Source organism: Paraburkholderia phosphatilytica, assembly GCF_003443895.1.
GTDB lineage: Bacteria > Pseudomonadota > Gammaproteobacteria > Burkholderiales > Burkholderiaceae > Paraburkholderia > Paraburkholderia phosphatilytica.
This window is the reverse complement of sequence record NZ_QQOA01000025.1, coordinates 13,865-37,011: the sequence shown is the minus strand read 5'-3', so window position 1 is coordinate 37,011 and position 23,147 is coordinate 13,865. Positions and strand designations below refer to the sequence as shown.

Sequence of the window (23,147 nt, the reverse complement as noted above, 5' to 3'; positions counted from 1 at the left end):
GGATCGCCAATCATGTCTGAAAGCCTGCAACGCGCAATCCGCTTCGCCATCGAGCACGAATCGACGTGGGACCGGAACGTGGACGGCGCATGGGGTGTGCACGTGAACGACCCGCCGCCATGGAACCGGCTGCTCGGCCCGGTACACGACCGTGGGCCCGTATCGGGCGCGATCGCGATGGGCGGCCGTATGCTGACGAGCTGGGGCGAGCCGGACCGCCCTGACCTCACGTTCAGCATCGCGAAGACCTACCTCGCGCTGCTCGCGGGCGTCGCGCACGACCGCGGCCTGCTGCCCGATCTCGACGAGCCCGTGCAGGTGCGCGTGCCCGGCATCGGCTTCGACGATCTGCACAACGCCGAGGTGACGTGGGCGCACCTGCTGCAGCAGACGAGCGAATGGCAAGGCGTGTGCTTCGGCCTGCCCGACCAGGCGGACCACTATCGCGCGGTCACGTTCGGCGATCCGCCTGCGGGCAAGAAAGGCGACCGGCGTCCAGTGCAGGCGCCGGGCACGTACTGGGAATACAACGACGTGCGCATCAACCAGCTGTCGCTCGCGTTGCTGCACCTGTTCGACCGGCCGCTGCCGGACGTGTTTCGCGAAGCGATCGCACGCCCCTGCGGCGCGACGGACACCTGGAACTGGGCCGGCTACGACAACGCGTGGGTGGAACTTGCCGGCGGGCGGCGGGTGCAGTCGGTGCCGGGCGGCACGCACTGGGGCGGCGGTCTGTCGATCAGCGCGAACGACCAGTTGAAGATCGCGCAGATGCTGCTCGACGATGGCATCGCAAGCGGTCACCGCGTGCTGTCGAAAGCATGGATATCGCGGATGCGCACGCCCTGCCCGCTCGCGCCGTTCTACGGCTATCTGGTGTGGCTCAATACCGGCCGCAAGATGTTCCCGAGCGTGCCGGAGACGAGCTGGTTCGGCGTCGGCGCGGGCAGCTCGTTCATGTGGATCGAACCGTCGCTGCGGCTCGCGCTGATCGTGCGCTGGCTGAACCCCGAACATGCGAACGAATTCTTCGGACTCGTGCATCAGGCCGTGCGCGAGCTGCGCTGACGGGTGAGCGCTTTACATCGCGCTTTACAGCTTGATTCACACCGCGATTTACACGTAAGCCGCCAGCAACGCAACCACCGCTGAAGCTGCGATCAGCAACACCACGGCCAGCAGCGGCGACACCATTCGCGGCGCGCGAACCGCACCGGGCAGCCGCTTGTAGCCGGTGATCATCGGGCGCACGAGGTTGTGCCCCTTGATCGCCGCATACGCGACGATCGCGAGCAGGTGCAGCGCGATCGCGACGAGCAGCACGTCCCACACCACTGCATGCAGCGTCGCGATGCCGTTCGCGATCCAGCCCGGCACGATCCCGGCGAGCGGTCCCTCGTCCGCGACTTCGTTGTAGACGTAGATGCCGCTCAGCGTTTCGATGAAGAGGAGCGCCAGCAGCACGAGCACCATCCAGCCGCCGGCGGGGTTGTGGCCGGGCTGCCGGTCGGGTTCGCGGTGGAACAGATGACGCAGATGGTCGACCGCCGCCGCGGGCGACGCGACGAAGCGCGCGAAGCGCGCGGTCTCGCTGCCGAAGCAGCCCCACAGCAGACGGAACAGCACGAGCGCGAGCAGCGTTTCGCCGATCCGCACGTGCCAGTCGATCCAGTTCTCGCGCTCGGTCACATACGCGAGCGCGACGAGCACGACGGCGAGCCAGTGGAAGAGCCGCGTCGGCAGATCCCAGACGCGTACGCGGCGGACTGGCGCTTCCGGGTCGCGCGATGCGGCGGATCGGGTGTCGGGGTTGACGGGCATGGGGCCGATCGCTTCAACGGACTGGATGAAATCCGATGATAGCGGCTTCGGCGTTCGTGTCACGCGGTGGCGGGCAGGTCGCGTGAGGTATCGCTCAGCACCGCGCCAAGCGCGGCGATGGCCGCGCGCGCGGGCGTCGCGCTGCAGAAGCTGTCGACACGCCGCAGCAGTTGCCAGAACGCGCGCTGAACCGCGCGCGTGCGGATCGCGATGTCGTCCATCGTCGCGAATGCGGTGTCCACTTCCCAGAGGCAGATGGCAGGTTCGCCGGGAAACGCCGGCAGCGCGCGGTCGTGCAGACGATCGCACAGCACGACGACGTCTAGCCGCGGCGCCCATTCGCCGGTGAACTCGTGCCAGCTTTTCGGATTGAGCAGATGCGTGGCCGAGATGCCGGGCCGCAATTCCGCGAGCGCCATCCGGTCGACCTGCGCGGCCGGCTCCCAGCCGGCGCTGTAGGCTTCGAAGCGCGGGCCGCCCAGTTCGCGCAGCAGCGCTTCCGCCATGATGCTGAGCGCCGCATTGTCACGGCACAGAAACAAGACTTTACAAACGTCACGCACGGTGTATCCCCGAGTCGGTCCTATGTCGCTTTTTGTGCCCCGATTATCGCTGTTTCTGCCGGCCAATCAATGACAAAACAATAGAGGCCGATTTCGGAGGGACGCTTTCGGGTTCGACTAGCCGCTCAGACGCCCGCGGGACGCCCGTCGTGCGCGAGCGCAACTGCCGGAACGTCGTGCTCCGTCAGCAGGTTGTCGAGCACGAGCAGCAGGTCCTGTTCGTCGGGCACGGTGCCCCAGCGGCTGCGCGCGGACGCCGTCGCGATCGCGAACCACGAGTCCGGCGGATACCACTGGTGCGTCACCTTGCCGTGCTCGACGACACGCAGGCGGCCGCTGTCGCGCTGATAGTCGACGACGACTTCGCCGCCGCGCACACGCCGGCGCGCGCTGATTTTCAAGGGGTCCGACATGCTGGTCTCCGGCGCGCTCTTCCGCACGCTCATCCGTTGCGCGGGCCACGTCCCGCGCTTCGGCGGGATCGTGGCGACATGCGGCTTCGACGTGCAAGCACCATGCCCATTCGGGCAGATCGCCGCGTGTTGGGTATCGGGCCGCGGAGCGCGGCGATTTCGACTGGAAAGTGCGCCGTGTTGAAGAGCGGCGTGCGCCGTGAGCGCGCCATGAGCACCGGGCCGGTGCTCGGCCTGAACGCGGCACGCCCTAGTTCACATCAGTTTCGCCGCCGCGCGCATCTTGCGCTTGCGCGCCTTGCCGAGTATCGCGAGCACGGTCCCGCCAGACTGCGCATCCGGGAATACCCCGAGGTTATGCTGCAGCAGCGCTTCGCTCGCGACGACGTCGTTCAGTTCGCCGAGCCGCTTTTGCACCTTCTTCAGCGGCTTGAGCGCCTTGCGCTGTTTTTTCGCGAGCAGCGGCTCGAAGAACTCCAGCAGGTAGCGCACCTTCTTCGCGGCCTTGCGCACGTCGTGAAACGACGCGTAGTCGCCCCGCTTCGCGTGCGCGGCGCGCCGCATCCGCCGCTTCAGCGAGCGGTCCGCCGATGCGAACCGGCGACGTGCGAAACGTTCGAGCGGCGTGCGTTCGTGCGCGGTGTTCAACGCGCGATTGGCGGTCTGCAGCGCGGCACGCAGCATCGGTTTGACGTCGCGGCCGGCCAGCAGCTCGCGGCTGCGTTGCAGCGCTTTCGCGCGCTCGGCTTCGAGGGCCGCGATATCGAGCGCCGCGCTTTCCGGCGCGTGCTTCAGCAGTTCGATCAGGATGTCCCAGTCGCGCGTTTCGCCGGCGGCCGCGGCGAGGCGCTTGAAGAGCGCACGCTGCTGGTCGTCGAAGCCGCGGTCGAGGAGCGGCCGGTACGCCCACAGCAGCGAACGCAACCGGCGCAGCGCGACGCGCATCTGATGCAGCACCTCGGCGTCCGTGCTCGACGCGAGCGCGGCGGCCTGACCGACCGCTTCGTCGATCAGCGGTCGCGCGTACTGGGAGAACTGGCTTTCCGCACTGTCCTGGGCTGGCGTGGCTTCGTCTTCGCGAGTCATGGTGTCTCCAGCAGCAACGTGTCCAACCGACGCAAGATGAATTCCCGGTCCGCGGTTCGCGGTTCGCGCCGCCATTCGGACCGATCACGGCGCGTGATTCGCGCGCGGTGCCGTCATGCCAAGCCGTCATGGATTCGTCACAATCCGCCACCACCATGACGTGGGACGTTCTCCCGCTTCGCGTTGCGGGCAATCATGCACGCGGGTGACGGCGCTACGTCTTCTGAAATTATAGATAGAGGCGGCCCGGCCTGGCATCACGCTTGCGGCCGCATACGCCCGGTCACCGAGGGTCGAGTCGCCTGTGAAGCAGTCCATGAAGCAGCCTGTGAAGCAGCGAGCCACTGTCATCTGCCGGCAAGGAACGCAAATCCTGCTGGTGTCGCGTCAACACGGCCGCTGGGCGCTGCCTGGCGGACGGCCGAAACCAGGCGAGGACCTGGCCCAGGCCGCCGCGCGTGAACTGCTCGAAGAAACCAGCCTGCATGCGCTCGGCCTCAGCTATCTGTTCGAATTCGTCGGCGCGGGCACGCATCACCGCGTGTATATCGTGCGGACCGCGCCCGGCGAGGTGCCGAAGCCCGGCAACGAAATCGCGCGCTGCCGCTGGGTCGAAGTCGCCGACGTGCCGGCGCTCGCGGCCAGCATCGCGACCAAAGGCATCGTCGATGTGCTCGCCACGCCACCCGTGAAGGGCAAGGTAAGGCGACCTGGCCGCCGCGGCCGGCAGGATGCTTTCAGCCGCAACGTGTCGTATGCGATGCGGGAGATGGGCGAGATCGTGTAGCGTGTGGTGCCGTGCCGTGCGGTGCGGTGCGGTTGAGATGCGCCGCGTCCACGCATTGCATCTGGTGCGACCGCATGCGCGCGAGCCTGGCGTGAACCCCACTACGGCCCGCGTGATAGCATCGGTTGCGCCTTGACTGCCGCAACCCGCCGCCGATGCTCCCCACTTGCCACGCTCACTCTGCCCGCCGTCTTTCGCGGCTATCTCCGCCATGCCGCTCGCCGCGCCGCCCGAGCTGAACGAAGGCCCCGGCCACGCGCTCGCCCGCCACTATCCGCGCGGCCACGAGATCGATGCGCACGCACACACGTGGGCGCAGGTGCTGTACGCGGTATCGGGTGTGATGTTCGTCGAAGTGGGACGCGAAGCGCTCGTCGTACCGCCGCAGCGCGCGGTGTGGCTGCCGCCCGGCACGGTGCATTCGATCCGGATGATGAGCGCCGTCGACATGCGCAATCTCTATCTGCACGAACGCGATATCGGCCACCTGAGTCGCCGCTGCGACGTGTTCGAGGTCAACGGACTGCTGCGCGAACTGCTGAAGACTGTCGCCGAGCGCGAGCATGAACGCGACGAAACGTACCTCGCGGCCGCATACCGTCTCGCCGCGCTCGAACTCGCGCATGCGACACGTTACCCGTTGCGGATTCCGTTGCCCGATGCGTCGGACCGGCGTCTCGACATGCTGTGCCGCGCGGTGATCGAGCGGCCTTCGGTCGATATCGGTTTCGACCAGCACGCGGCGTTCGTCGGCGCGAGCGTGCGTACGCTGGCGCGGCTGTTTTCACGCGAGCTCGGCATGGGCTTCGCGGAATGGCGCCGCCAGGTGCAGCTCGCGATTGCGGTCTCGCGGCTTGCCGAAGGACAGGCGGTGAGCGCGGTGGCGCGTTCGCTTGGCTATCTGCCGAGCAGCTTCAGCGATATGTTCCGGCGTGAACTCGGCGCGCCGCCCGGTGAATTCCGTCCGGCGCAGACGCTCGGCACTTCTGTTCAACCCGTCGATGGATTCGATGCCGGGCCGACACGATCTCGCGGCGAGCTTTCCTGATCCGGCTTTCGTGCTTCAAACCACTCGCGCTTTGCAACTCGCTCGCGAGTTCGACGTTCAGCCCTGCTTCACGCAGCGGCCGTTGATCATCTGCCCGTCGCAGTGACTGCGCGCATGCGCGCGGCGGGTCAAAATCGCGAGCGTCGACGTCGCGGACAAACGGCGGCTGCGGCGCAACGTCGTCGTGATTGCGCGCGGCGTAGCGCGCTGCTGCACCCACAGGAACGCGGCCACCCAGCCGACGATGGTCCAGCCCAGCAGCACATTGAACACCGTCAGTTGTGCCGCGTCGTCGTGGCCCCGTGCATCGGCAAGAATCGAAGGCAGGCAGTACAGCAGCACGGCAGCGAGCACCACGACGGGCGCGGCGAACAGCGCGAGAGGATTCGACATGACACAACTCCAGCAGAGTCGGAAGTGCCAACGATTGTAGGCATCTGTCCGCGCTGGAGCGATACGCGCAACGCGAAAACTCTGTTTCGCCTGCGCGGCTAATCGGAGGAGAAAGCGGGCTGTAAAGCGAGGCTCTGAGGCGGGCTGTAGAGCTGGCTGTAAAGCGACGCGACGAGTGAAGCGCTCAACGCGCCGCGACAAGCACGCGCGCGACGAAGCGCAGCATCACGTCGTTGAAGCGATCCGGCCTTTGCAGCGGCGCGAAGTGCGTGACGTCGCGCAGTTGCACCAGCTCCGCATCGGGCAGACTGCGCGCCAGATATTCCGCGTGCTCCCAGCGGATGAATTCGTCGTTCGCGCTTTGCGCAACGAGCACCGGCACGCGAATTTCAGCGAGATCTTCGGCGCGGTATTCAGGCTGCGTGCGCTGCATCTCGCCAACCGCGGCGACAAACGCGTCGAACTGATCCGGCGTCGCGGAGCGTTCCGCGTAGTCCTGCCGGTGACGCGCGAAGCAGCGGTCGATCAACGGCGTCGCGACGAATGGCTTCGTGCCTGACGCATCCATGTTGCACGCGAAAAACAGCACGCCCGCCACGCGTTGCGGCGCCTGCCGCGCGAGCACGAGCGCCGTGCACGCGCCATCGCTCCAGCCGACGATCGCAGCGCGCCCGATGCCAAGGGTATCCATCACCGCTAGCACATCTGACGCAAGCAGTTCATATGAAAACGGCCGCGCGTCGCGCGTGCTGCGGCCGTGACCGCGGCTGTCGATCGTGATCGTGCGATATCCCGCAGCGACGAGCGCGGGCACCTGATGGCCCCAGTTGCCGCTGTGTCCCAGGCCGCCGTGCAGGAGGATCACCGTGGAGCCCTTGCCATGCGACGCATACCAGAGCTGCGCGCCATCGTGCGCGACGTAGGCGCTGTCGTTCGCAGGTGGCAGTGCGGGTGCGCCGTGCGCGGCGAATTGCGCGAGGTCGTCGTCGGTGGGCAGCATGAGGGTGGCTCCAGTAATCGGTGCGTTCACTGCGTGTTCATTGCGGCGTTCACTGCGTGTTCAGTGCAACGCTCACTGCATCTTCATCGCAACGTTCACTGCATGTTCACTGCGCCGCTCACTGCGTGTTCATCGCGGGGTTCACCGCAACACTAACGCTCATTGCGGCTCGATCGCCCGCGCTTCCGCGAAACGCTCGATGCACGCCTGCCGCATCGCTTCCACCGGCGCGGCCCAGTTGCCGGGTCGCGGCTGCCGGAACACGCGCATCTGCGGATACCACGGCGAATCGGTGCGTCCGTGCAGCCAGCGCCAGTCAGGATCGTGGCTCGGCAGCAGCACCCAGCACGGCTTGCCGAGCGATGCGGCGAGATGCGCGGTCGACGTATCGACGCAGATCACCAGATCGAGTTCGCCGATCACCGCGGCCGTGTCGGCGAAATCGGTCAGCTCGTGACCGAGCGCGACGAGCGGTTGCCACGCGGGCGGGTTGTGCGCCTCGTCTTCGCCATGTCCTTTCTGCAGGCTCACGAACGACACGCCCGGCACGCTCCACAGCGGCGCCAGCGAAGCAAGCGACGCCAGCGACCGGTTCGCATCGTTGTGATGACGCGGGTTGCCTTTCCACACCACGCCGATACGTGGCCCCACAAGCTCGGGCTGCAGCATCGCGAGACGTTCCCGCCAGACGTCGGCACGCGCTGCATTGATACGCAGATAGTCCGCGGACGGAATCGTGTCGAGCGTCGTCCCGACGCGAAACGGCACGCTGAGCAGACTCGTCCAGCAATCGTAGTCGCCGGTGCGGGTCACCGCGTCGTCATGCGAGAACACCGCATCGACGCCATCGACCGCCTCGAACAACCGATGCAGCGGCGCCATGCACACCACACCGATGCGCTCCGCTCCCGCCGCTTTCAGCAGCGGCAGATAGCGGCCGAACTGGATCATGTCGCCGAGACCGTCCTCCTGCCAGACGAGAAGCCTGCGGCCATGCAGCGCTTCGCCCTGCCACTGCGGCAGCGGCAACACCGCTTTCGTTTTCGCGTGAATGAAGCGCGGCAGCGTGTAGCGCGACTCGTAGAGCCGCCAGCCTTCCTCGTACGCGCCGAGATTCAGCTGCAGCGTCGCGAGGCTGAACTTCGCCTCGACGTACTGCGGGTTCAGTTCGAGCGCGCGACGGTAATGCGGTTCGGCATCGTGCGGCTGACCGAGCGCGCGCAGCGCCGCCGCGAGATTGTGATGCGGTTCCGCCGCGTCGGGACGCAGCGCGAGCAGTTGCTCGTATACATCCGCGGCTTCGCGCAGACGTCCGGCTGCCTGCAGCACGTTGCCGAGATTGTTGAGCGCCTCGACGGCGTGCGGCCGGATCCGCAGCGTCTCGCGATACGCGGCTTCCGCTTCGGCGTTGCGTTCCAGCCGGTGCAGCACGATCCCGAGATTGAAGTGCGCGTCCGCGTGCTGCGGATGCAGCGCGATCGACTGACGGAACGACGCTTCCGCTTCCGCGAGCCGGTTCAGTGCGAGCAGCGCGCCGCCCAGACTGTTGTGCGCCTCGACGCTGTCCGGCTGCAGCGCGATTGCGAGCCGGCACGCGAGTTCGGCTTCGAGCAGCCGGCCTGTGGACTGCAGGAGGCTGCCGAGGTTGCCAAGCGCATCCGGATAGTGCGGACGCAACGTCAGCGCCTGCTTGTACGCGGCTTCCGCATCGGCGAGCTGGCCCAGCTGCTTGAGCACGTTGCCGAGATTGTTGTGCAAGTCCGGACTGTCCGGGCGAATGGCGAGCGACGCGCGATACGCGCGTTCGGCATCGTGTGCGCGGCCCTGTTCATGCAGCAGCAGACCGAGCGTGAAGTGGGCATCGGGATCGTGCGGGCACAGCTCGATCGCGCGGCGGCAGGTGCGCTCGGCTTCGTCGCGCTGACCGAGGCCGTGCAGCACGATCGCGAGACTGCGGTGCGCGTCTGCATCATTGGGTTCGACCCGCAGCAGCGCGCGCAGCACGGCTGCGGCTTCGTCGAGCCGCGCGCTGCCGTGCAGGTGCGCGGCGAGCTCGCGGTACGCGTCGGGGCTGGCCGGATGCGCGTCGATGGCCCGGCGCAAGCGGGCTTCGGCGGCGGCCGGGTCGGACGGAACGGTGGGCGGAACGGCGGTCATCGGCGGATCGGGTGGGCATCGTAAGCTGGCTGGACGCCAGCTTACGCCGGATCGGTACGCGCCGAGCGCTGGAAAAGCGTAGCCGCAGGCGCTCTGTTCGCTGGATTGAACGGGCCGCGAAGCGCCGCCGCCAACGCCGCCCGCCTGCTACTGCAGGCCCTTTGGCGGCTGCGGGTTGTTCGCGGGATTGGTGTCGTACTTCGTGACCTGTTCGATGTCGCCGCCAACCAGCGCGCGCAGCTCCGCTTCGAGCGGCCCGGCGAGTTCGGCCGGATAGACTTCCGCGCCGTCCACATAAACCGTGAACGCGCGAAGGTACTTCGCCTGCTTCTGCGGATCGTCGATCGTCGCCCGGGTCCAGTGGTACAGCGGATACGCATCGGGACCGAGCTGTTCCGCCTTGCTTACGTAAGCGGCGAACGCGTCGTACTGGCACTGGAGCGTCGCGCGGTGGCGTCGGAGCACCTCCGCGAGCGCTTGATGCGCACCGCCCGCCGGATCGCGACGCAGTTGCTCCGCGAGTTCGGGCGCCAGCGTCATGCGCAACTGGAACTGCCACGAATCGGACTCAGATTTCGTCTTAGACTCGGCCATCGATGCTCCGTCGACAGAAATGCCGCCCTCACCCGCCGCCGAGCAGCCGCAGCAGGTCGACGAGGAGCGTCCACGCCATCACGATCAGTTGCCACAACTGCTCGAGCCGCTGCCAAAGCCCGGCGTGAAAGAGCCCTTCGATCCAGTTCATGCGGTTTAGTCGGACACCTTGATTTGGGCAGCGGAGCGGCCGGTGCCGTCGGCCGGGCGCGGGACCGGGCTTCGTCGCCGGTCCGTGCGCGCTTCGCTGCAATTCTGTTCGCGCCGCGCTAAGCTTGCGATCGCGCGAATGCAGCCGCTCGGATGCGGTGCATCCCGACAGTATCGCATCCAGTGTCGGTCCGCGCGCCAGATCGTCAGATTCGGTGAGGAATTGCAGGTATTGCCGCGCGTCCAGGCTCACATGCCGGCACCGGCAGCGGACGACCCGCGCGAAACGATCGCGCGCAGCCGTGCGACAGGACAGTCTGAACACCATGAATGAAATGTTTGTCTCGAGGAGTAGCGCGCTCTCGTTGATCGCGGAAGAGCGGCGTCTGCGCCATGACGGCCGGCAGGCTGCAAGCGGCAGCGTGTCGGACGACGATCTCGTGCGCCTGCTGCTCGACGTGCGCGCCGGCCGCATCGAAGCGTTCCGGCTGCGAGCCGACCTCACGATCCGCATCATGACGTGATGGGTCGAAACCGCATCGAAGCTACACCGAAGCTACACCGAAGCCACAACCGGACCGCATGAGCACATCGGCTACACTCCCTGCAGCGCAGTCACATAAAACAGGGAGGATTCAATGACGCTGGTGATTTATCTGGTGGGCTGGCTGATCCTGATCGGCGGTATCTCGTGGGCGCTGGTCTCGCTGCACGTATCGCAACTTCACGTCGGCATCGTCGCCGTAATCCTGCTCGGTATCGCGGTGATCACCGGCGCAACCCGCACCCGCAATCGCGACCGGCAGTAGCGTACGAAGTTGCGTCGCAGTTGCGTTCCAGCCGGCCTTCGCGCCGGCTGCTCGCAGCGCTTTCCCAACCAGCAGGAAACACTGCATCTTCCGATGCGCGCGTGCGGCGCGTGCGCGAAGCACCGATAATCGCGTGTCGGTTCTCAAACCCGCGCAAAACCGCACATGGCCGCGATGGCCGTTCACCCTCCTCGCCGCACACTCCGATGTACAAGAAAGGCTCCGCACTCGAACTCCAGTTTTCTCCGGCACGACTCAACGATGGCGCGGGCGATCCGTTCTGGATCGACCTCACCGCGAGCGAAGCCGAACGCCTGCTCGCCGCGCTGCAGGCGCGCCTGTCGAACGGCGCGCATGTCAGCAGCAACGGCACCGATGCGCCGATCGTGTTCAACCTCGACAGCACCACGCCCGAATCCGCCGACGAAGCCGCACAACGCACCGATGCGCGAGTGCACACCGAAGTGTCATCGGATGAATTCAGGCAATGGGTTTGCGTGATCTGCGGCTGGATTTACGACGAAGCGGCGGGTTGCCCCGAAGACGGCCTCGCGCCCGGCACACGCTGGGACGAGGTGCCCGACGACTGGCGCTGCCCGCTGTGCGACGTCGGCAAGACGGATTTCGCGCTAGTCGAGTTCTGACGCGCTCGTGTTGTACGCGAGCGTCTCGTCGAGCCAGCGGCTGAACGACGCGACGACCGCGCGGTTCAGCTCGTGCCCGATCGGGAAGATTTCGATGCGATGCCGCACGCCGAGCGAGTCCAGCTGATCGCGCGCGCGATCGGCCCACGAAACGGGCAGCTTGTCGTCGAAGCGGCCGTGCGCGACGAACGCCGACAGCGAACCCAGCGCGGCGCGCGGTGCGATGGCCGGTTCGAGTTCGGGCAGGACGCGCCCGCTCATCATCGCAAAGCCGATCACCTCGCGCGGCGCGCTTAAGCCCACGCTCGCACTCAAAATCCCACCCTGACTGAAGCCCGCGACCACGGTGCGCAGCGGCGCCGCGCCGTCGCGCTCATGCAGTGCGTGGATCATCGCGAGCAGCCGCGCGCGGCTCTGCTCGGCCTGCTCCGCGTTCACCACCGGCCCCCGCGCGCTGAAGCACACGCGAAACCACGCGAACTGCTGCGGACCGAGCACGAGCGGACCGCGCACCAGCAGCACTTCGATCGCGGGGTCGAGCCACGCCGACGCCATCGCGAGATCGGCTTCGCTGCCGCCAACGCCATGCAGTAGCAGCACGCGCGCAACGGGCGCGACGGGCACATCCGCGCGCGCGGTACGGCGCAGCCGGTAGCGCAGCCCCGACACGGGTTCTTCGAGCAGTTCCGCCGGCCTCTCGCCGGGACTGTCGTCAGCCGCTTCCGTCATGCCGTTCTCCAATGACGCGCCATTCGTACGGCCCACGATGGTGCACGACCGACCGCGTCCGCATCGCACATCGCGCACCGGGTTGCCGCACCGCAACGATGGTAACCCGTGCCGCGCGATGTACCGCAGCGGTCAAAAAACTTTCACGCCCGCGTCCGACGAAAGCGGTCGCGCCTTTCGCGTCGCGCTGCGCGCGTTGCCCCACGGATGGCACGCGAATCGCTTCAGCACAATCGAGCAATGTCGTGCGCAACGCTTGAAATCGGCGTACCGTGGAAGGTAACCGCGCGTCGTCGAGATCGTCGGCACCGCACGGGAACGCGGCATGCAAGCCGCAACCATCGATTGATGCCTGGCCCCTCGCCATGTCGACCTCGCGGATCGCCGTCGTCGTCTTCACCCGCAATCGCGTCCGCGAAGTGGTGACGACGGTCGCGCGTCTCTTCGAACTGCCCGAGGCGCCGCCAATCCTGATCGCCGACGACGCATCCGAAGACCACACCGTCAGTCTGCTCGCGAACCTCTTCCCCAGCGTGCGAATCGTGCAGGGCGCGACCCGCGTCGGCGTGCCGGCCTGCAACCGCGCGGCCGCGTGGGCGGCTTCCGACTACCACGCCGACTACCTCGCCTTCACCGACGACGACCTCTGCTGGGAAGCCGGCGCGCTCGACCGCGCCGTGCAGATGCTCGACACGCATCCGCGCATCGCGATTCTCACCGCGCACGTTTCGATGGATGGCGGCGACGAAGCGGAGCCCGCGTGCGCCGCGTTGCAGGCCAGTCCGTTGACCGACGACGCGCTGCCGGGCCCGCTCCTGACGCGCTACCAGCCGGGCGCATGCGTGATCCGCACGGCGGTGTTCGGCATGCTCGGCGGCTATGAATCGAGGCTGCGCGACGCGGGCGCCGACGAACTGCTCGCCCTCGACGTGCTGGCCGCCGGCCACGCGATCGTTTATTGCGAAGCGCTGCGGGCACGGCGCGAACCATCGGCATCGCCCGACCGCGCCACCCGCCGCGCGCTCGCGGCACTTCAAGCGCGCAACGCCGCGTGGGTCGCGTGGCTGAGATTGCCGCAGTGGTTCGCGTGGTGGGCGACGCTGCGCGCGCTCGCCGTGTTCGCCGGCACCTTCGCGTTGCATCGCGAGGCGTGGCCGCTCATCGACGGCATTGGCTGGGCGTGGCGCAACCGCCGGCGCGTGCCCGCGACGGTCCATACAATGCGCCGCCAGGTGGTCGCCGCCGAGCGCCGGCGCGCGGCGCTGTCCGCGGCCGCGACCGCTGCCTCGCATCATGAGGATCTGCGCGCGTAGTGTTTCGATAGCTTGAAGAACGCATCGACGTCGCGCCATCGCGTCGCGGCGCATCGAGCCTTCGTCACGAACCCGCACTATCGTCAGGTGGTCCAAGCAACGCGGCTGCGTGTTTCGTGAGGTCACGCGGCCGAACCGTCATGCCCATGAAACCTTTCCCGGAGCGAACTCATGGCAAAGATCCTGGTGCTGTACTACTCGATGTACGGTCATATCGAAACGATGGCCGAAGCCGTGGCGGAAGGTGCGCGCGCGGTGCCGTCCACCGAAGTGACGATCATGCGCGTGCCCGAAACGATGCCCGCCGACCGCGCGAAAGCCGCGGGCGCGAAGCTCGACCAGCAGGCGCCCGAAGCTACGCCCGCCGATCTCGCGAACTACGACGCGATCATCTTCGGCACGCCGACGCGCTTCGGCAACATGGCCGCGCAGATGCGCAATTTTCTCGATCAGACCGGCGGCCTGTGGATGAAGGGCGCGCTGGTCGGCAAGATCGGCAGCGTGTTCGCATCGACCGGCACGCAGCACGGCGGTCAGGAAACCACGATCCAGTCGTTTCATACGACGCTGCTGCATCACGGCATGGTGATCGTCGGCGTGCCCTACTCGTGCCCGGGTCTGACGAACATGGACGAGATCACAGGCGGCACGCCGTACGGCGCGACCACGCTCGCGAAGGCCGACGGTACCCGCAGGCCGAGCGCGAACGAACTCGACATCGCGCGCTTCCAGGGCCGGCACGTCGCGGAGATCACGGTGAAGCTCACGCGGTGAAGCTCACGCGGTGAGATTCACGCGGTGAGATTCACACGGTGAAATTCGCGGGCTGAGGCGGACAGCGCTCGCGCTGCGCGCTCAGCGTTCGTCCGTCGCGTTGTTCACGTACATCGACTGGATGCCGACGCGCCCCGGTCCCGTGAAGCGGTTGACGATGAAGTTGAAGCCCGCGCCGAAGAGCCCGCTCGACAGCCGGTCGACGACGGTGTCCATCTGCACCTGCGGGTCCTTGTAAAGCCAGCCGCCCGGCTCGATGTCGATCGTCTCGCCGGCGGCGAGCACCTTCTCGAACACGTTGCCGTAGCCGTGCAGCCACAGCACACCGTCGCCGTCATGCCCGCGGAAACGGTCGATGAAAAAGCCGGTCTGGCCGAACAGCATGTTGGTGATGCCGCGCACGCGCTCGAACGTGTACTCGATGTTCGAAGTCGCGGCGAGAAACTGGTGCTCGCGCACGTGCAGTTCCTGCCCCGCGCCCAGATGGATCGGCACGATGTGTCCGGCGCCGTCGCGGCTGAATGCGATGATGCCGTCGCCGCTCGCTTCCGTGATGAACACCTGCATGCCGGCGAGCATGCGCTTGACCGCGCCCTTCACTGGCCGGATGCCGATGCGCACATTCGAGTGCTTCCACAACAGGATGTGATGCTCGAAGTAGACCGGGCAGCGCGACACGTCGACCGACAGCACGGGCACGAGCTCGCCGCCGATGTGATAGGTGACGCCGCCGAAGGTTTCGTCGGTGAGGCTGGTGGGTAGCAGACGCGGGAGTTGCTGGTTCATGGGATGGGCGGCGATGGCCGTCGTTATCGATCGATTGTCCGAGCCAGCATCAGCTGTTGCCGTCGACCCACGCGCGCGCCCATTCGATCCCGGCGGTGCGTGCTTCGTCCTCGGTCCAGAACATGTCGAGGCGGCCCGACGTCTGTATCAGCACGTCGTCGCGCGTCACGGTGCCGCTCGCCACATAGCGGCCCGCTTCGGGAACCGCATGCCCCCACAGTCCATAGCCACGATATTGCTCCTGCGCCATGTCGCCCCCTTGTTGTGCCGATAGGTGCCGTTACGCGTTCAATGCCGGTGGCCATCGCACCAGCCGACTGCCCACGCGTGTGCGCATTCGATCGCATCGGACTGGCTCGCGAAAGCGTCGATTTCGCCGGAATCGCAGGTGGCTGGAAGCGAGGTGCCGCGGCTCGCGGCGTGGGTGATTCGGGCGCGTGCGTACCAGGCGCCGTCGTCGCCGTGACGCGGATGGCAGTCGATGTGGAACCGCTTGTAGACGAACTGCATGCGAGCCCTCCTGTGCGTGCATCCTAGCATGCGCGCAACCCGCGACGAACCCGCAAGCCGCATGAAATGGGCTCGTGCGGACAGCGTGAGGAGGCGTGAGTGCTGGACACCGCGCGAGACGGCGCGACGCGTCAGTTCAGTGATTGCGCGACGAGCGCGGACCTTCGGCGCCGGCCGGCGCGGGGAGATGGCCGCCCGCGTGCGCGCTGTGCGTGCCGGCATCGGGTAACGCCAGCACTTCGGCGATGCTTGCGATCGCGTGCGCTTCGTCGCGCACACGCTCGTCCGGGTCAGCCGCGGGACGTCCCTCCGCTTCGATCCGGTTGCGGCCCAGCAGCTTCGCGCGATAGAGCGCGCGGTCCGCGGCATCGACGAGATCCGCGGTCGATCCCGCATCCGGAAATTCGAATGCGGCGATGCCGATGCTGATCGTCAGCAGACTGCCGGTCGGCGTGAGGTTCGGAATGGCGAGCGCGTGCACGGCGGCCTGCATCCGCTGCGCGACGCTGCGCGCGCCGGATTCACGGCAGACCGGCAGGATCGCCGCGAACTCCTCGCCGCCATAGCGCGCAAGCAGGTCGCCCGCGCGCGGCGACGCGGACTTCAGCGCCTCCGCGACGGCGGCGAGACACCGGTCGCCCGCGGGGTGACCGTGCTCGTCGTTGAGCGTCTTGAAGAAGTCGATGTCGATCAGCAGCAGCGCGAGCGGATCGCGCGTGCGCTGCGCGCGCTGCCATTCGGCGGCGAGCGTCTGGTCGAACGAGCGGCGGTTCGCGGTGTTCGTCAGCGCATCGGTGAGCGCGATCATCTCGAGACGGTCGCGCGCTTCGCGCAGTTCCTGTTGCATCCGCATGTAACGGCCCTGCAGTGTCGTGGTGCGCAGCGCGTACGCGACCACCGCGAACAGAATGCCCGCGGTACCCACGTGCAGATGCTTCGGAATCAGCGAAATGCTGAGCACGAGCAGCGACACCGTATAGAACATCGGGCTGCCGGTTTCGATGAAGATCGCGAGCTGGCGGCGCTCGGTCGCCGGGGCTGCTTCCGTTGCCGCACTGCGGTTGCGCGGCGGCGTGAGTGCCGCGACGATCAGCAGCAGGAACGGCAGGTCGATGATCGCATCGAAGACCGGATGGTTGTCGGTCGCGGCGGAAACCGCGGACCAGTTGTTGTAGATGCCGGCCGTGATCGCGTAGATCCACATGAACGCGCACAGGATCTTGAAGAACGCCCGCTCGGGACCGCGCGGCTGCGCGAACAGGCGAACCGTCGCCGCGAGCACCAGAATCACGTTCTCGATGTTGTAGGTCAGGATCAGCACCGACAGCGGAATCGGGTCGACCTTGCCGGTCTCGAAGGGCGTGACCGAGAAGATCGCGATATAGGTCAGGTAGCCCGTCAGCGCGACCTGGAAGCCGTCGATCCAGATGAAGAATGGCAGCCGCCGCTCGACCGGCGGCGTCGACGACGCGAGCAGCAGCGGTGCGCCGAACAGGAAGAAGCAGAAATCGGAGCACCACGCGACGCTCGCGGGAAGATGCTGGATCATGTCTTCCCATGCGCTCAGGTACATCCCGCAGGTCCACAGGAAGATGCCGAGGCACAGCAGGATCCATGCGGCGCGCGCGTGTTTCGGTTCGGCGCGGATGCGCCACAGACACGCGGCGACGGTGAGCGTGGGCAGCGCAAGCAGGAACGGATAGGTCGCGAACTCGAACCGCCGGCTGAGCACGACGAAGCACGCCGTATGCAGGCTGATGAAACAGACAGCGAACAGTACGAGGTGTGTCAGCCTGGGCGCACGGCGCACGGTTTGATCCTGAAAGTAAGGCAGGCGAAAGCCATTGCGAGCCAACGTTGGGCGGCCGACGACGACCATGACAGCCATTACGCCAGATATCGGCATGTCGAAGTGCGAACTTGAGCGCGGAAAATAATCCCTCGTACGAAAACAGTTCGGACAACTGCGGGCGTGTTGCCTTGCTGCATGGGGCGCCGACGCATCGTTATTCAGGTTGCGATACGATGGCGAGTACCGTCCGCGCGTGACGCGAGAAGCCGATGCTTCTTCAACTACGATTCAAACGCGCGTGTGAACGATTTGCAGTTCGTTCGCAATGGGTTCAAAGCGCATTCGAAGCGCATCCGCGATCGAGTCGTATCACGTCGTGAGAGCATTCCACGCGTCATCGCGCATTCAATTTGATCGCCTCACTATGCCTACCCGCTCCGCTCCGTCCCTCGATCTGCTGCTACGCGAAGTGCGCGCGTGCCGTGCGTGCGAAGCGCATTTGCCGCATGGCGTGCGGCCGGTCGTGCGCGCGGCCGGCAGCGCGAGCATTCTGATCGTCGGCCAGGCGCCTGGCGCGAAAGTGCACGCGTCCGGTGTTCCATGGGACGACGCGAGCGGCAAACGATTGCGCGAATGGCTGGGTGTGGACAGCGAAACGTTCTACGACGAGTCGCGCTTCGCGATCGTCCCGATGGGGTTCTGTTATCCGGGCCGCGGCACAAGCGGCGATCTGCCGCCACGGCCGGAATGCGCGCCGCTGTGGCTCGACCGGCTGCTGGCCGAACTGCCTGCCATCCGCCTCACGCTGCTGGTCGGCCAGTATGCGCAGCGGCATTTTCTGCGCGACACCCGGCTCGCGTCGCTCACCGACACCGTGCGCGCCTGGCGCGACTATGCGCCCCGCTATGTGCCGCTGCCGCATCCGTCGCCGCGCAACACCGGCTGGCTCAAGCACAACCCGTGGTTCGACGCCGACGTGCTGCCGATGCTGCGCGAACGCGTCGCCGGGCTGCTGACGGTGCGCACACCGCACATCGACATATCGCGTGCAAACGATCTGGTATCCTGATCGATATCGAACCTGCTGTCATACACACACAGCGCGGAGACATCATGTCACGCACGAAAAAGCATGCCGCACCGATCCAGATCAAACGCGCGTATGACGAGCCGGCGGAGAGCGACGGCTATCGCGCGCTCGTCGACCGGCTGTGGCCACGTGGCCGCAGCAAGGCGACGCTCGCGCTCGACGTATGGGCGAAAGACCTCGCGCCGAGCAACGCATTGCGCGAAACGTTCTGCCATGTGGTCGAACGCTGGAACGATTTCCAGCAGCACTATCGCGACGAACTCGCGCAACCCGGGCAGCAGGAACGGCTGAAGAGTTTGCTGGCGGAAGCCGGCGACCAGCCGATCACGCTCGTGTACGGCGCGAAGGACGAGGAGCACAACCAGGCCGTCGTGCTGCGCGACGTGCTCCTTGAGCTACGCAAAGGCTGACCACGCCAGCGCATCGGCCGATTGCCGATATCGCGTTCCGACCCGCAACGGAAATGAAACTGCCCGTATGCGGCTCGTTCGATCGACGAGCCGGCTACGGGCAGCGTTGACGCACTGGCAGGCTTATTCGCCGGCGGTCGATGTGCCGGACGCGGGCGCGTCGGCGGAGAGCGGAGCATCGCTGGAGGGCTGATCCGCGGTTTCGGCTGCCGCGGTTTCAGCCGCAGCGGGTGCGGCAGGCGTGGCCTCAGCGCCCGGCGTGGCGGCAGCGTGCTGCGCGTCACCCGGGGGAACCACTTCAGCAGCCGGCGCGCTCGCCTCACCGGCAGCAGGCGCAGCCGCGCCAGCCGCAGATGCCGTCGCAGCACCAGCCGGCGCGCCCGAGGCAGCCACACCAGCGCCAGCACCAACCCCAGCCGCCGGCTTCGCCGCCTTTGGCTTCGACGTCGCGCGGCGACGCGCGAACGCCGCTTCTGACGCGGTTACGCGCCCCACTTCGGCGCCGTTCAGATCGACACGCGGCGCGCCATCGGTAATGCACGCCCAGTAGCGGCTGCCGCGGCACCACGTGGACACCGCATCGCGAATTTCCTGCTCGTTGAGCCCCAGTTCGCCGGCCTGCGCGAGCAGATCTTCGAGAATGCCGATCTTCAGCGCGACCTTCGGTGCGGGATTCTTCGGGAACGCGGTCGGGAAGCGCTTCTGCAGCTTGCCGATGGAATGCACGACCGGGTCGACCGGCGGCCGCGCCGGCTGGCGTTGCGCCGCGCGCTGATCCGGCGCGCCTTTCGCGGGACGCGCATGCTGGTCTTTCGCAGGCCGCGCGCGCTGGTCCGCGCGCGGATCTTTCGATGCGCCCGGCCGGTGCGCGCCGTGCTTGCCCGGCGCGCCCTTGCCTTCTGCGCCCTTGCCCGCCGTACCGTTGCCGTCCGCGCGCTTCGCTTCGCCCGATTTCTGCTGGCTTTGCTGCCGCTTTGCCCGTGCTTCCTGCTCCAGCCGCTTCTTCAACTCGGCCAGTTGCTCAAAACCCATACGATCACCTTCATTCCAATGACGCCGGATTGTATCAGCCGGCCGACAGTCTACGCCCATCAGAATTCAGGTGTATGCAGAGTACGTATCGCGCACCGGCTACGCGAAGCGGCCCGCGCATCGCCGAAACGGGGACGGGACCGCAACCAGCGAGCGCGCTTCCCGTCCCCAAAACACGCATGCCGCTCACGCCAGCGCCATCTCCAGCACCCGCGCGACGTGCAGTGCCGCGGTCTGCGCGCCGTCGTGGATCTGATGACGGCAACTCGTGCCGTCCGCAACGACCAAATCCGCCGCGTCCGCGCGGCGCACCGCCGGCAGCAGCGACAGCTCAGCCATCGCCTGCGACGCCGCGTAGTGCTCCGCCTCGTAGCCGAAGCTGCCGGCCATCCCGCAGCACGACGACTCTATCGGCTTCACGTCGAGCCCGGGAATCCAGCCGAGTACGTTCTGCACTGGCCGGAACGCGTCGAAGGCCTTTTGATGACAGTGGCCGTGGACCCACGCGCGCGGTGCGTCGATCGCGCGCAGACGCAGCTCGAGCCGCCCCGCGGCCTGTTCGCGCACCAGAAATTCCTCGAATAGCAGCGCGGCTGCCGACAGCTTGCGTGCTTCGTCGCCGAATCCGTATTGCAGAAATTCGTCGCGCATCGTCAGCAGGCACGACGGCTCGAGCCCGACGATCGCCACCCCGCGCTCGACGAACGGCATCAGCGTATCGAGCAGACGGCGCGCCTCAAGCTTCGCCTCGTCGACGAGGCCCGCGGCAAGAAACGTCCGTCCGCAGCAGAGCGGGCGCTCGCCGGCGCGCAGATTGAAATGCACGCGGTACCCGCCGGCTTCGAGCACGCGCTGCGCGGCGCGGGCATTGTCGGGCTCGAAGTTGTCGTTGAACGTGTCGACGAACAGCACGACTTCTTTCTGCGCTTGCTGCACAACCCCGGCGCTTGCCGACGCGGCCCGCGCGCTGGCGAGGAACGGCGTGCGAAAACGCGGCAGCGACCGCTCGGGCGCAAAGCCGATCGCGCGCTTCGCCCACGCGGACACGACCGGAATGCGCTCGGCCGCCGCCGCGAGTCCGCCGATGCGCGCCACGCTGCGCGCATAGCGCGGCATGAACGCGACGAGTTTCTCGCGCAGCTTGATGCCGTGTTTCGACGTCCATGCGGCGCGCGCTTCGATCTTCAGCTTGGCCATGTCGACGCCGGTCGGGCAGTCGCGTTTGCAGCCCTTGCACGACACGCACAGATCGAGCGTGTCCTTCACGTCGCCGCTTGCGAGGCCTTCGTCGCCTAGCTGCCCGGAGATCGCGAGCCGCAGCGTGTTCGCGCGGCCGCGCGTCACGTGCTGCTCGTCCTTCGTCACGCGATAGCTCGGGCACATCGTGCCCGCGTCGAACTTGCGGCAATGGCCATTGTTGTTGCACATCTCCACCGCTTTCGCGAGACCGCCCGCCAGATCGTCGCCGGTGCCGGGCGCGGTCTCGGCGCCGGTCAGCGGATCGCGGCGCACGTTCCACGCGGACCAGTCGAGCGCGGGCGTCAGCGCCTTCTCGCGATAACCCGGCGAGAAGCGGAACAGCTTCGCGTCGTCCATCTTCGGCGGGCGCACGATCTTGTCGGGATTGAAGCGGTTCTCGGGATCGAACAGCTGCTTGATCTCCGCGAACGCCTGATTGAGCTTCGGCCCGTACTGCCACGCGATCCATTCGCCGCGGCAGAGACCATCGCCATGCTCGCCGGAGAATGCGCCCTTGTACTCGCGCACCAGTTCCGCGGCCTGCTCCGCGATCGCGCGCATTTTCGCGGCGCCGTCGCGGCGCATGTCCAGAATCGGCCGCACGTGCAGCGTGCCGACGCTCGCGTGCGCGTACCACGTGCCTTCGGTGCCGTGTTGATGGAAGATTTCAGTGAGGCGGCTCGTGTATTCGGCGAGATGTTCGAGCGGCACCGCACAGTCTTCGATGAAGGACACCGGCTTGCCGTCGCCCTTCATGCTCATCATGATGTTGAGGCCCGCCTTGCGCACCTCCCACAACGCTTTCTGCTCGTTCGCGTCGGCCATCTTCACCACCGAATGCGGCAAGCCGAGATCCCCCATCAGGTCGTCGAGCGCGTTCAGGCGATGCGTCTGCACATCGCGATCGTCGCCTGCGAATTCGACCAGCAGGATCGCGTCGGGCCGACCCACCAGCGCCTTTTCGATCACCGGTCTGAACGCCGGGTTTTCCAGCGCGAGCTCGATCATCGTGCGGTCCACCAGCTCCACCGCGGTGGGCTTCAGCTTCACGATGTGCTGCGTGAGGTCCATCGCCTGCCAGAAGGTCGGGAAGCTGACCACGCCGAGCGTCTTGTACGCAGGCAACGGTGCGAGCTTCAGCGTGATCTGCCGGCTGAACGCGAGCGTGCCTTCCGAGCCCACCAGCAGATGCGCGAGATTCGCCGCGCCGTCGTCGGTATACGCGAGCGGATTCTGGCAGTCGAACAGATCGAGGTTGTAGCCGGCCACGCGGCGCAGCACCTTCGGCATGCGTTCGGCGATCTCGCCGCGCTCGCGCGTGGCGATCCGCTGCACGCCTTCGACGATCGCGGCCAGCCGCGCGCCTTCGTGCGGCAGCTTCAGCGACTGGAAGCGCGCCTCGCTGCCATCCGCGAGAATCGCGTCGATGCCGAGTACGTTGTGCACCATGTTGCCGTACTCGATCGAGCGCGAGCCGCACGAGTTGTTGCCGGTCATGCCGCCGATCGTGCATTGCGCGGCCGTCGATACGTCGACCGGAAACCACAGCCCATGCGGCTTCAGCCACGCGTTCAGATGATCGAGCACGACGCCCGGTTCGACGGTCACGGTGCGCGCCGCCGCGTCGAAGTCGACGATGTTGTTGAGCCACTTCGACGTATCGATCACGAGCGCTTCGCCGACCGTCTGGCCGCACTGGCTCGTGCCCGCGCCGCGCGCGAGCACCGGCGCGTGCTCGGCGCGTGCGATCTCCAGCGCCGCGCGCAGATCGTCCTGATCGCGCGGCACTGCGACGCCGATCGGCATGATCTGGTAGATCGACGCATCGGTCGCGTAACGGCCGCGGTTCGCGGCATCGAAATGCACGTCGCCGCGCAATGCTTCGCGCAAACGCCGCGCGAGCGGCGACGCAGCACGCGCCGACGACGGAACGAGATGGATCGGCTTGACCAGCAAGCCGGATGTGGGATGAGTCATGTCGACCACCTGTGCGGCGTATATAAGCGA

Annotated in this window: 26 protein-coding genes; 10 read left to right on the top strand and 16 right to left on the bottom strand. The window is 66.9% G+C overall.

Annotated features, from left to right (window positions below):
* Positions 1-12 precede the first annotated feature (12 nt).
* Complete coding sequence (locus DVS29_RS23895) at positions 13-1,068, top strand: serine hydrolase domain-containing protein (RefSeq protein WP_118182991.1); 1,056 nt, start codon at positions 13-15, stop codon at positions 1,066-1,068.
* A 48-nt stretch (positions 1,069-1,116) separates the two neighbouring features.
* Here the strand turns inward: DVS29_RS23895 and DVS29_RS23890 are convergent, their stop codons facing one another.
* From DVS29_RS23890 to DVS29_RS23875, 4 genes are all read right to left on the bottom strand, one after another.
* Positions 1,117-1,821, bottom strand: a complete 705-nt coding sequence (locus DVS29_RS23890; RefSeq protein ID WP_118182990.1) for a cytochrome b/b6 domain-containing protein — start codon at positions 1,819-1,821, stop codon at positions 1,117-1,119.
* A gap of 59 nt (positions 1,822-1,880) precedes the next feature.
* Positions 1,881-2,384, bottom strand: coding sequence for an arsenate reductase/protein-tyrosine-phosphatase family protein (locus DVS29_RS23885; RefSeq protein WP_118182989.1), 504 nt, complete (start codon positions 2,382-2,384; stop codon positions 1,881-1,883).
* A 125-nt stretch (positions 2,385-2,509) separates the two neighbouring features.
* The gene (locus tag DVS29_RS23880) at positions 2,510-2,797 is read right to left on the bottom strand and encodes a hypothetical protein (RefSeq protein ID WP_124800709.1); all 288 of its coding nucleotides are present in this window, start codon (positions 2,795-2,797) and stop codon (positions 2,510-2,512) included.
* A 255-nt stretch (positions 2,798-3,052) separates the two neighbouring features.
* Entirely contained in the window at positions 3,053-3,883 is an 831-nt protein-coding gene (locus DVS29_RS23875) for a CHAD domain-containing protein (protein ID WP_118182987.1), read from the bottom strand.
* Between the two features lie 316 nt (positions 3,884-4,199).
* Here DVS29_RS23875 and DVS29_RS23870 point away from each other — a divergent pair, with 316 nt between their 5' ends.
* Positions 4,200-4,670: an NUDIX hydrolase gene (locus DVS29_RS23870; protein WP_240655770.1), complete on the top strand. Its 471-nt coding sequence runs from the start codon at positions 4,200-4,202 to the stop codon at positions 4,668-4,670.
* 211 nt (positions 4,671-4,881) lie between these two features.
* On the top strand, positions 4,882-5,718 hold the full coding sequence (locus DVS29_RS23865; RefSeq protein WP_118182986.1) for an AraC family transcriptional regulator: 837 nt from the start codon (positions 4,882-4,884) through the stop codon (positions 5,716-5,718).
* Between the two features lie 57 nt (positions 5,719-5,775).
* Here DVS29_RS23865 and DVS29_RS23860 read toward each other — a convergent pair whose 3' ends face one another.
* From DVS29_RS23860 to DVS29_RS38175, 5 genes are all read right to left on the bottom strand, one after another.
* Positions 5,776-6,111 carry a superinfection immunity protein gene (locus tag DVS29_RS23860; protein ID WP_118182985.1) on the bottom strand — a complete coding sequence of 112 codons (336 nt, stop codon included), beginning with the start codon at positions 6,109-6,111 and terminating at the stop codon, positions 5,776-5,778.
* Positions 6,112-6,295: 184 nt separating this feature from the next.
* Positions 6,296-7,111 (bottom strand): alpha/beta fold hydrolase, encoded by an 816-nt coding sequence (locus DVS29_RS23855; RefSeq protein ID WP_118182984.1) that lies wholly within the window; start codon positions 7,109-7,111, stop codon positions 6,296-6,298.
* 159 nt (positions 7,112-7,270) lie between these two features.
* Complete coding sequence (locus DVS29_RS23850; protein ID WP_118182983.1) at positions 7,271-9,268, bottom strand: tetratricopeptide repeat protein; 1,998 nt, start codon at positions 9,266-9,268, stop codon at positions 7,271-7,273.
* 147 nt (positions 9,269-9,415) lie between these two features.
* A complete protein-coding gene (locus DVS29_RS23845; RefSeq protein WP_118182982.1) occupies positions 9,416-9,862 on the bottom strand; it encodes a hypothetical protein in 447 nt (148 codons plus the stop codon).
* A gap of 28 nt (positions 9,863-9,890) precedes the next feature.
* Complete coding sequence (locus DVS29_RS38175; protein WP_276314338.1) at positions 9,891-10,013, bottom strand: hypothetical protein; 123 nt, start codon at positions 10,011-10,013, stop codon at positions 9,891-9,893.
* Positions 10,014-10,338: 325 nt separating this feature from the next.
* Between DVS29_RS38175 and DVS29_RS37025 the strand changes: the two genes are divergently transcribed.
* From DVS29_RS37025 to DVS29_RS23835, 3 genes are all read left to right on the top strand, one after another.
* Positions 10,339-10,536 (top strand): hypothetical protein, encoded by a 198-nt coding sequence (locus DVS29_RS37025; protein WP_124800708.1) that lies wholly within the window; start codon positions 10,339-10,341, stop codon positions 10,534-10,536.
* Positions 10,537-10,650: 114 nt separating this feature from the next.
* Positions 10,651-10,821, top strand: coding sequence for a hypothetical protein (locus tag DVS29_RS37405; protein ID WP_164707979.1), 171 nt, complete (start codon positions 10,651-10,653; stop codon positions 10,819-10,821).
* Between the two features lie 206 nt (positions 10,822-11,027).
* Positions 11,028-11,465 carry a rubredoxin gene (locus DVS29_RS23835; RefSeq protein WP_118182980.1) on the top strand — a complete coding sequence of 146 codons (438 nt, stop codon included), beginning with the start codon at positions 11,028-11,030 and terminating at the stop codon, positions 11,463-11,465.
* Here DVS29_RS23835 and DVS29_RS23830 read toward each other — a convergent pair.
* Positions 11,451-12,194: an alpha/beta hydrolase gene (locus DVS29_RS23830; RefSeq protein ID WP_118182979.1), complete on the bottom strand. Its 744-nt coding sequence runs from the start codon at positions 12,192-12,194 to the stop codon at positions 11,451-11,453. The two genes, DVS29_RS23835 and DVS29_RS23830, sit on opposite strands and share 15 nt — an antisense overlap.
* Before the next feature lie 365 nt (positions 12,195-12,559).
* Here DVS29_RS23830 and DVS29_RS23820 point away from each other — a divergent pair, with 365 nt between their 5' ends.
* Both DVS29_RS23820 and wrbA read left to right on the top strand, forming a co-directional pair.
* A complete protein-coding gene (locus DVS29_RS23820) occupies positions 12,560-13,507 on the top strand; it encodes a glycosyltransferase family 2 protein (RefSeq protein ID WP_118182977.1) in 948 nt (315 codons plus the stop codon).
* Between the two features lie 171 nt (positions 13,508-13,678).
* Positions 13,679-14,281, top strand: coding sequence for an NAD(P)H:quinone oxidoreductase (gene wrbA / locus DVS29_RS23815; protein WP_118182976.1), 603 nt, complete (start codon positions 13,679-13,681; stop codon positions 14,279-14,281).
* Between the two features lie 81 nt (positions 14,282-14,362).
* Here wrbA and DVS29_RS23810 read toward each other — a convergent pair whose 3' ends face one another.
* The 4 genes from DVS29_RS23810 to DVS29_RS23795 form a co-directional block, all read right to left on the bottom strand.
* On the bottom strand, positions 14,363-15,067 hold the full coding sequence (locus DVS29_RS23810; RefSeq protein ID WP_118182975.1) for an AIM24 family protein: 705 nt from the start codon (positions 15,065-15,067) through the stop codon (positions 14,363-14,365).
* A gap of 49 nt (positions 15,068-15,116) precedes the next feature.
* Positions 15,117-15,317, bottom strand: coding sequence for a hypothetical protein (locus DVS29_RS23805; protein WP_118182974.1), 201 nt, complete (start codon positions 15,315-15,317; stop codon positions 15,117-15,119).
* Between the two features lie 38 nt (positions 15,318-15,355).
* Positions 15,356-15,577 carry a hypothetical protein gene (locus DVS29_RS23800; protein ID WP_118182973.1) on the bottom strand — a complete coding sequence of 74 codons (222 nt, stop codon included), beginning with the start codon at positions 15,575-15,577 and terminating at the stop codon, positions 15,356-15,358.
* 136 nt (positions 15,578-15,713) lie between these two features.
* Complete coding sequence (locus DVS29_RS23795) at positions 15,714-17,387, bottom strand: GGDEF domain-containing protein (RefSeq protein WP_164707978.1); 1,674 nt, start codon at positions 17,385-17,387, stop codon at positions 15,714-15,716.
* Positions 17,388-17,793: 406 nt separating this feature from the next.
* On the opposite strand from DVS29_RS23795, the gene DVS29_RS23790 reads away from it, so the two are divergent.
* A complete protein-coding gene (locus DVS29_RS23790) occupies positions 17,794-18,438 on the top strand; it encodes a uracil-DNA glycosylase family protein (RefSeq protein ID WP_118183049.1) in 645 nt (214 codons plus the stop codon).
* 44 nt (positions 18,439-18,482) lie between these two features.
* Complete coding sequence (locus DVS29_RS23785; RefSeq protein WP_118182971.1) at positions 18,483-18,869, top strand: DUF488 domain-containing protein; 387 nt, start codon at positions 18,483-18,485, stop codon at positions 18,867-18,869.
* Between the two features lie 123 nt (positions 18,870-18,992).
* Here DVS29_RS23785 and DVS29_RS23780 read toward each other — a convergent pair whose 3' ends face one another.
* Together DVS29_RS23780 and DVS29_RS23775 are read right to left on the bottom strand one after the other, a co-directional pair.
* A complete protein-coding gene (locus DVS29_RS23780) occupies positions 18,993-19,901 on the bottom strand; it encodes a ProQ/FinO family protein (RefSeq protein ID WP_118182970.1) in 909 nt (302 codons plus the stop codon).
* A gap of 186 nt (positions 19,902-20,087) precedes the next feature.
* On the bottom strand, positions 20,088-23,117 hold the full coding sequence (locus DVS29_RS23775; RefSeq protein ID WP_118183048.1) for an FAD-binding and (Fe-S)-binding domain-containing protein: 3,030 nt from the start codon (positions 23,115-23,117) through the stop codon (positions 20,088-20,090).
* Between the last annotated feature and the right edge of the window lie 30 nt (positions 23,118-23,147).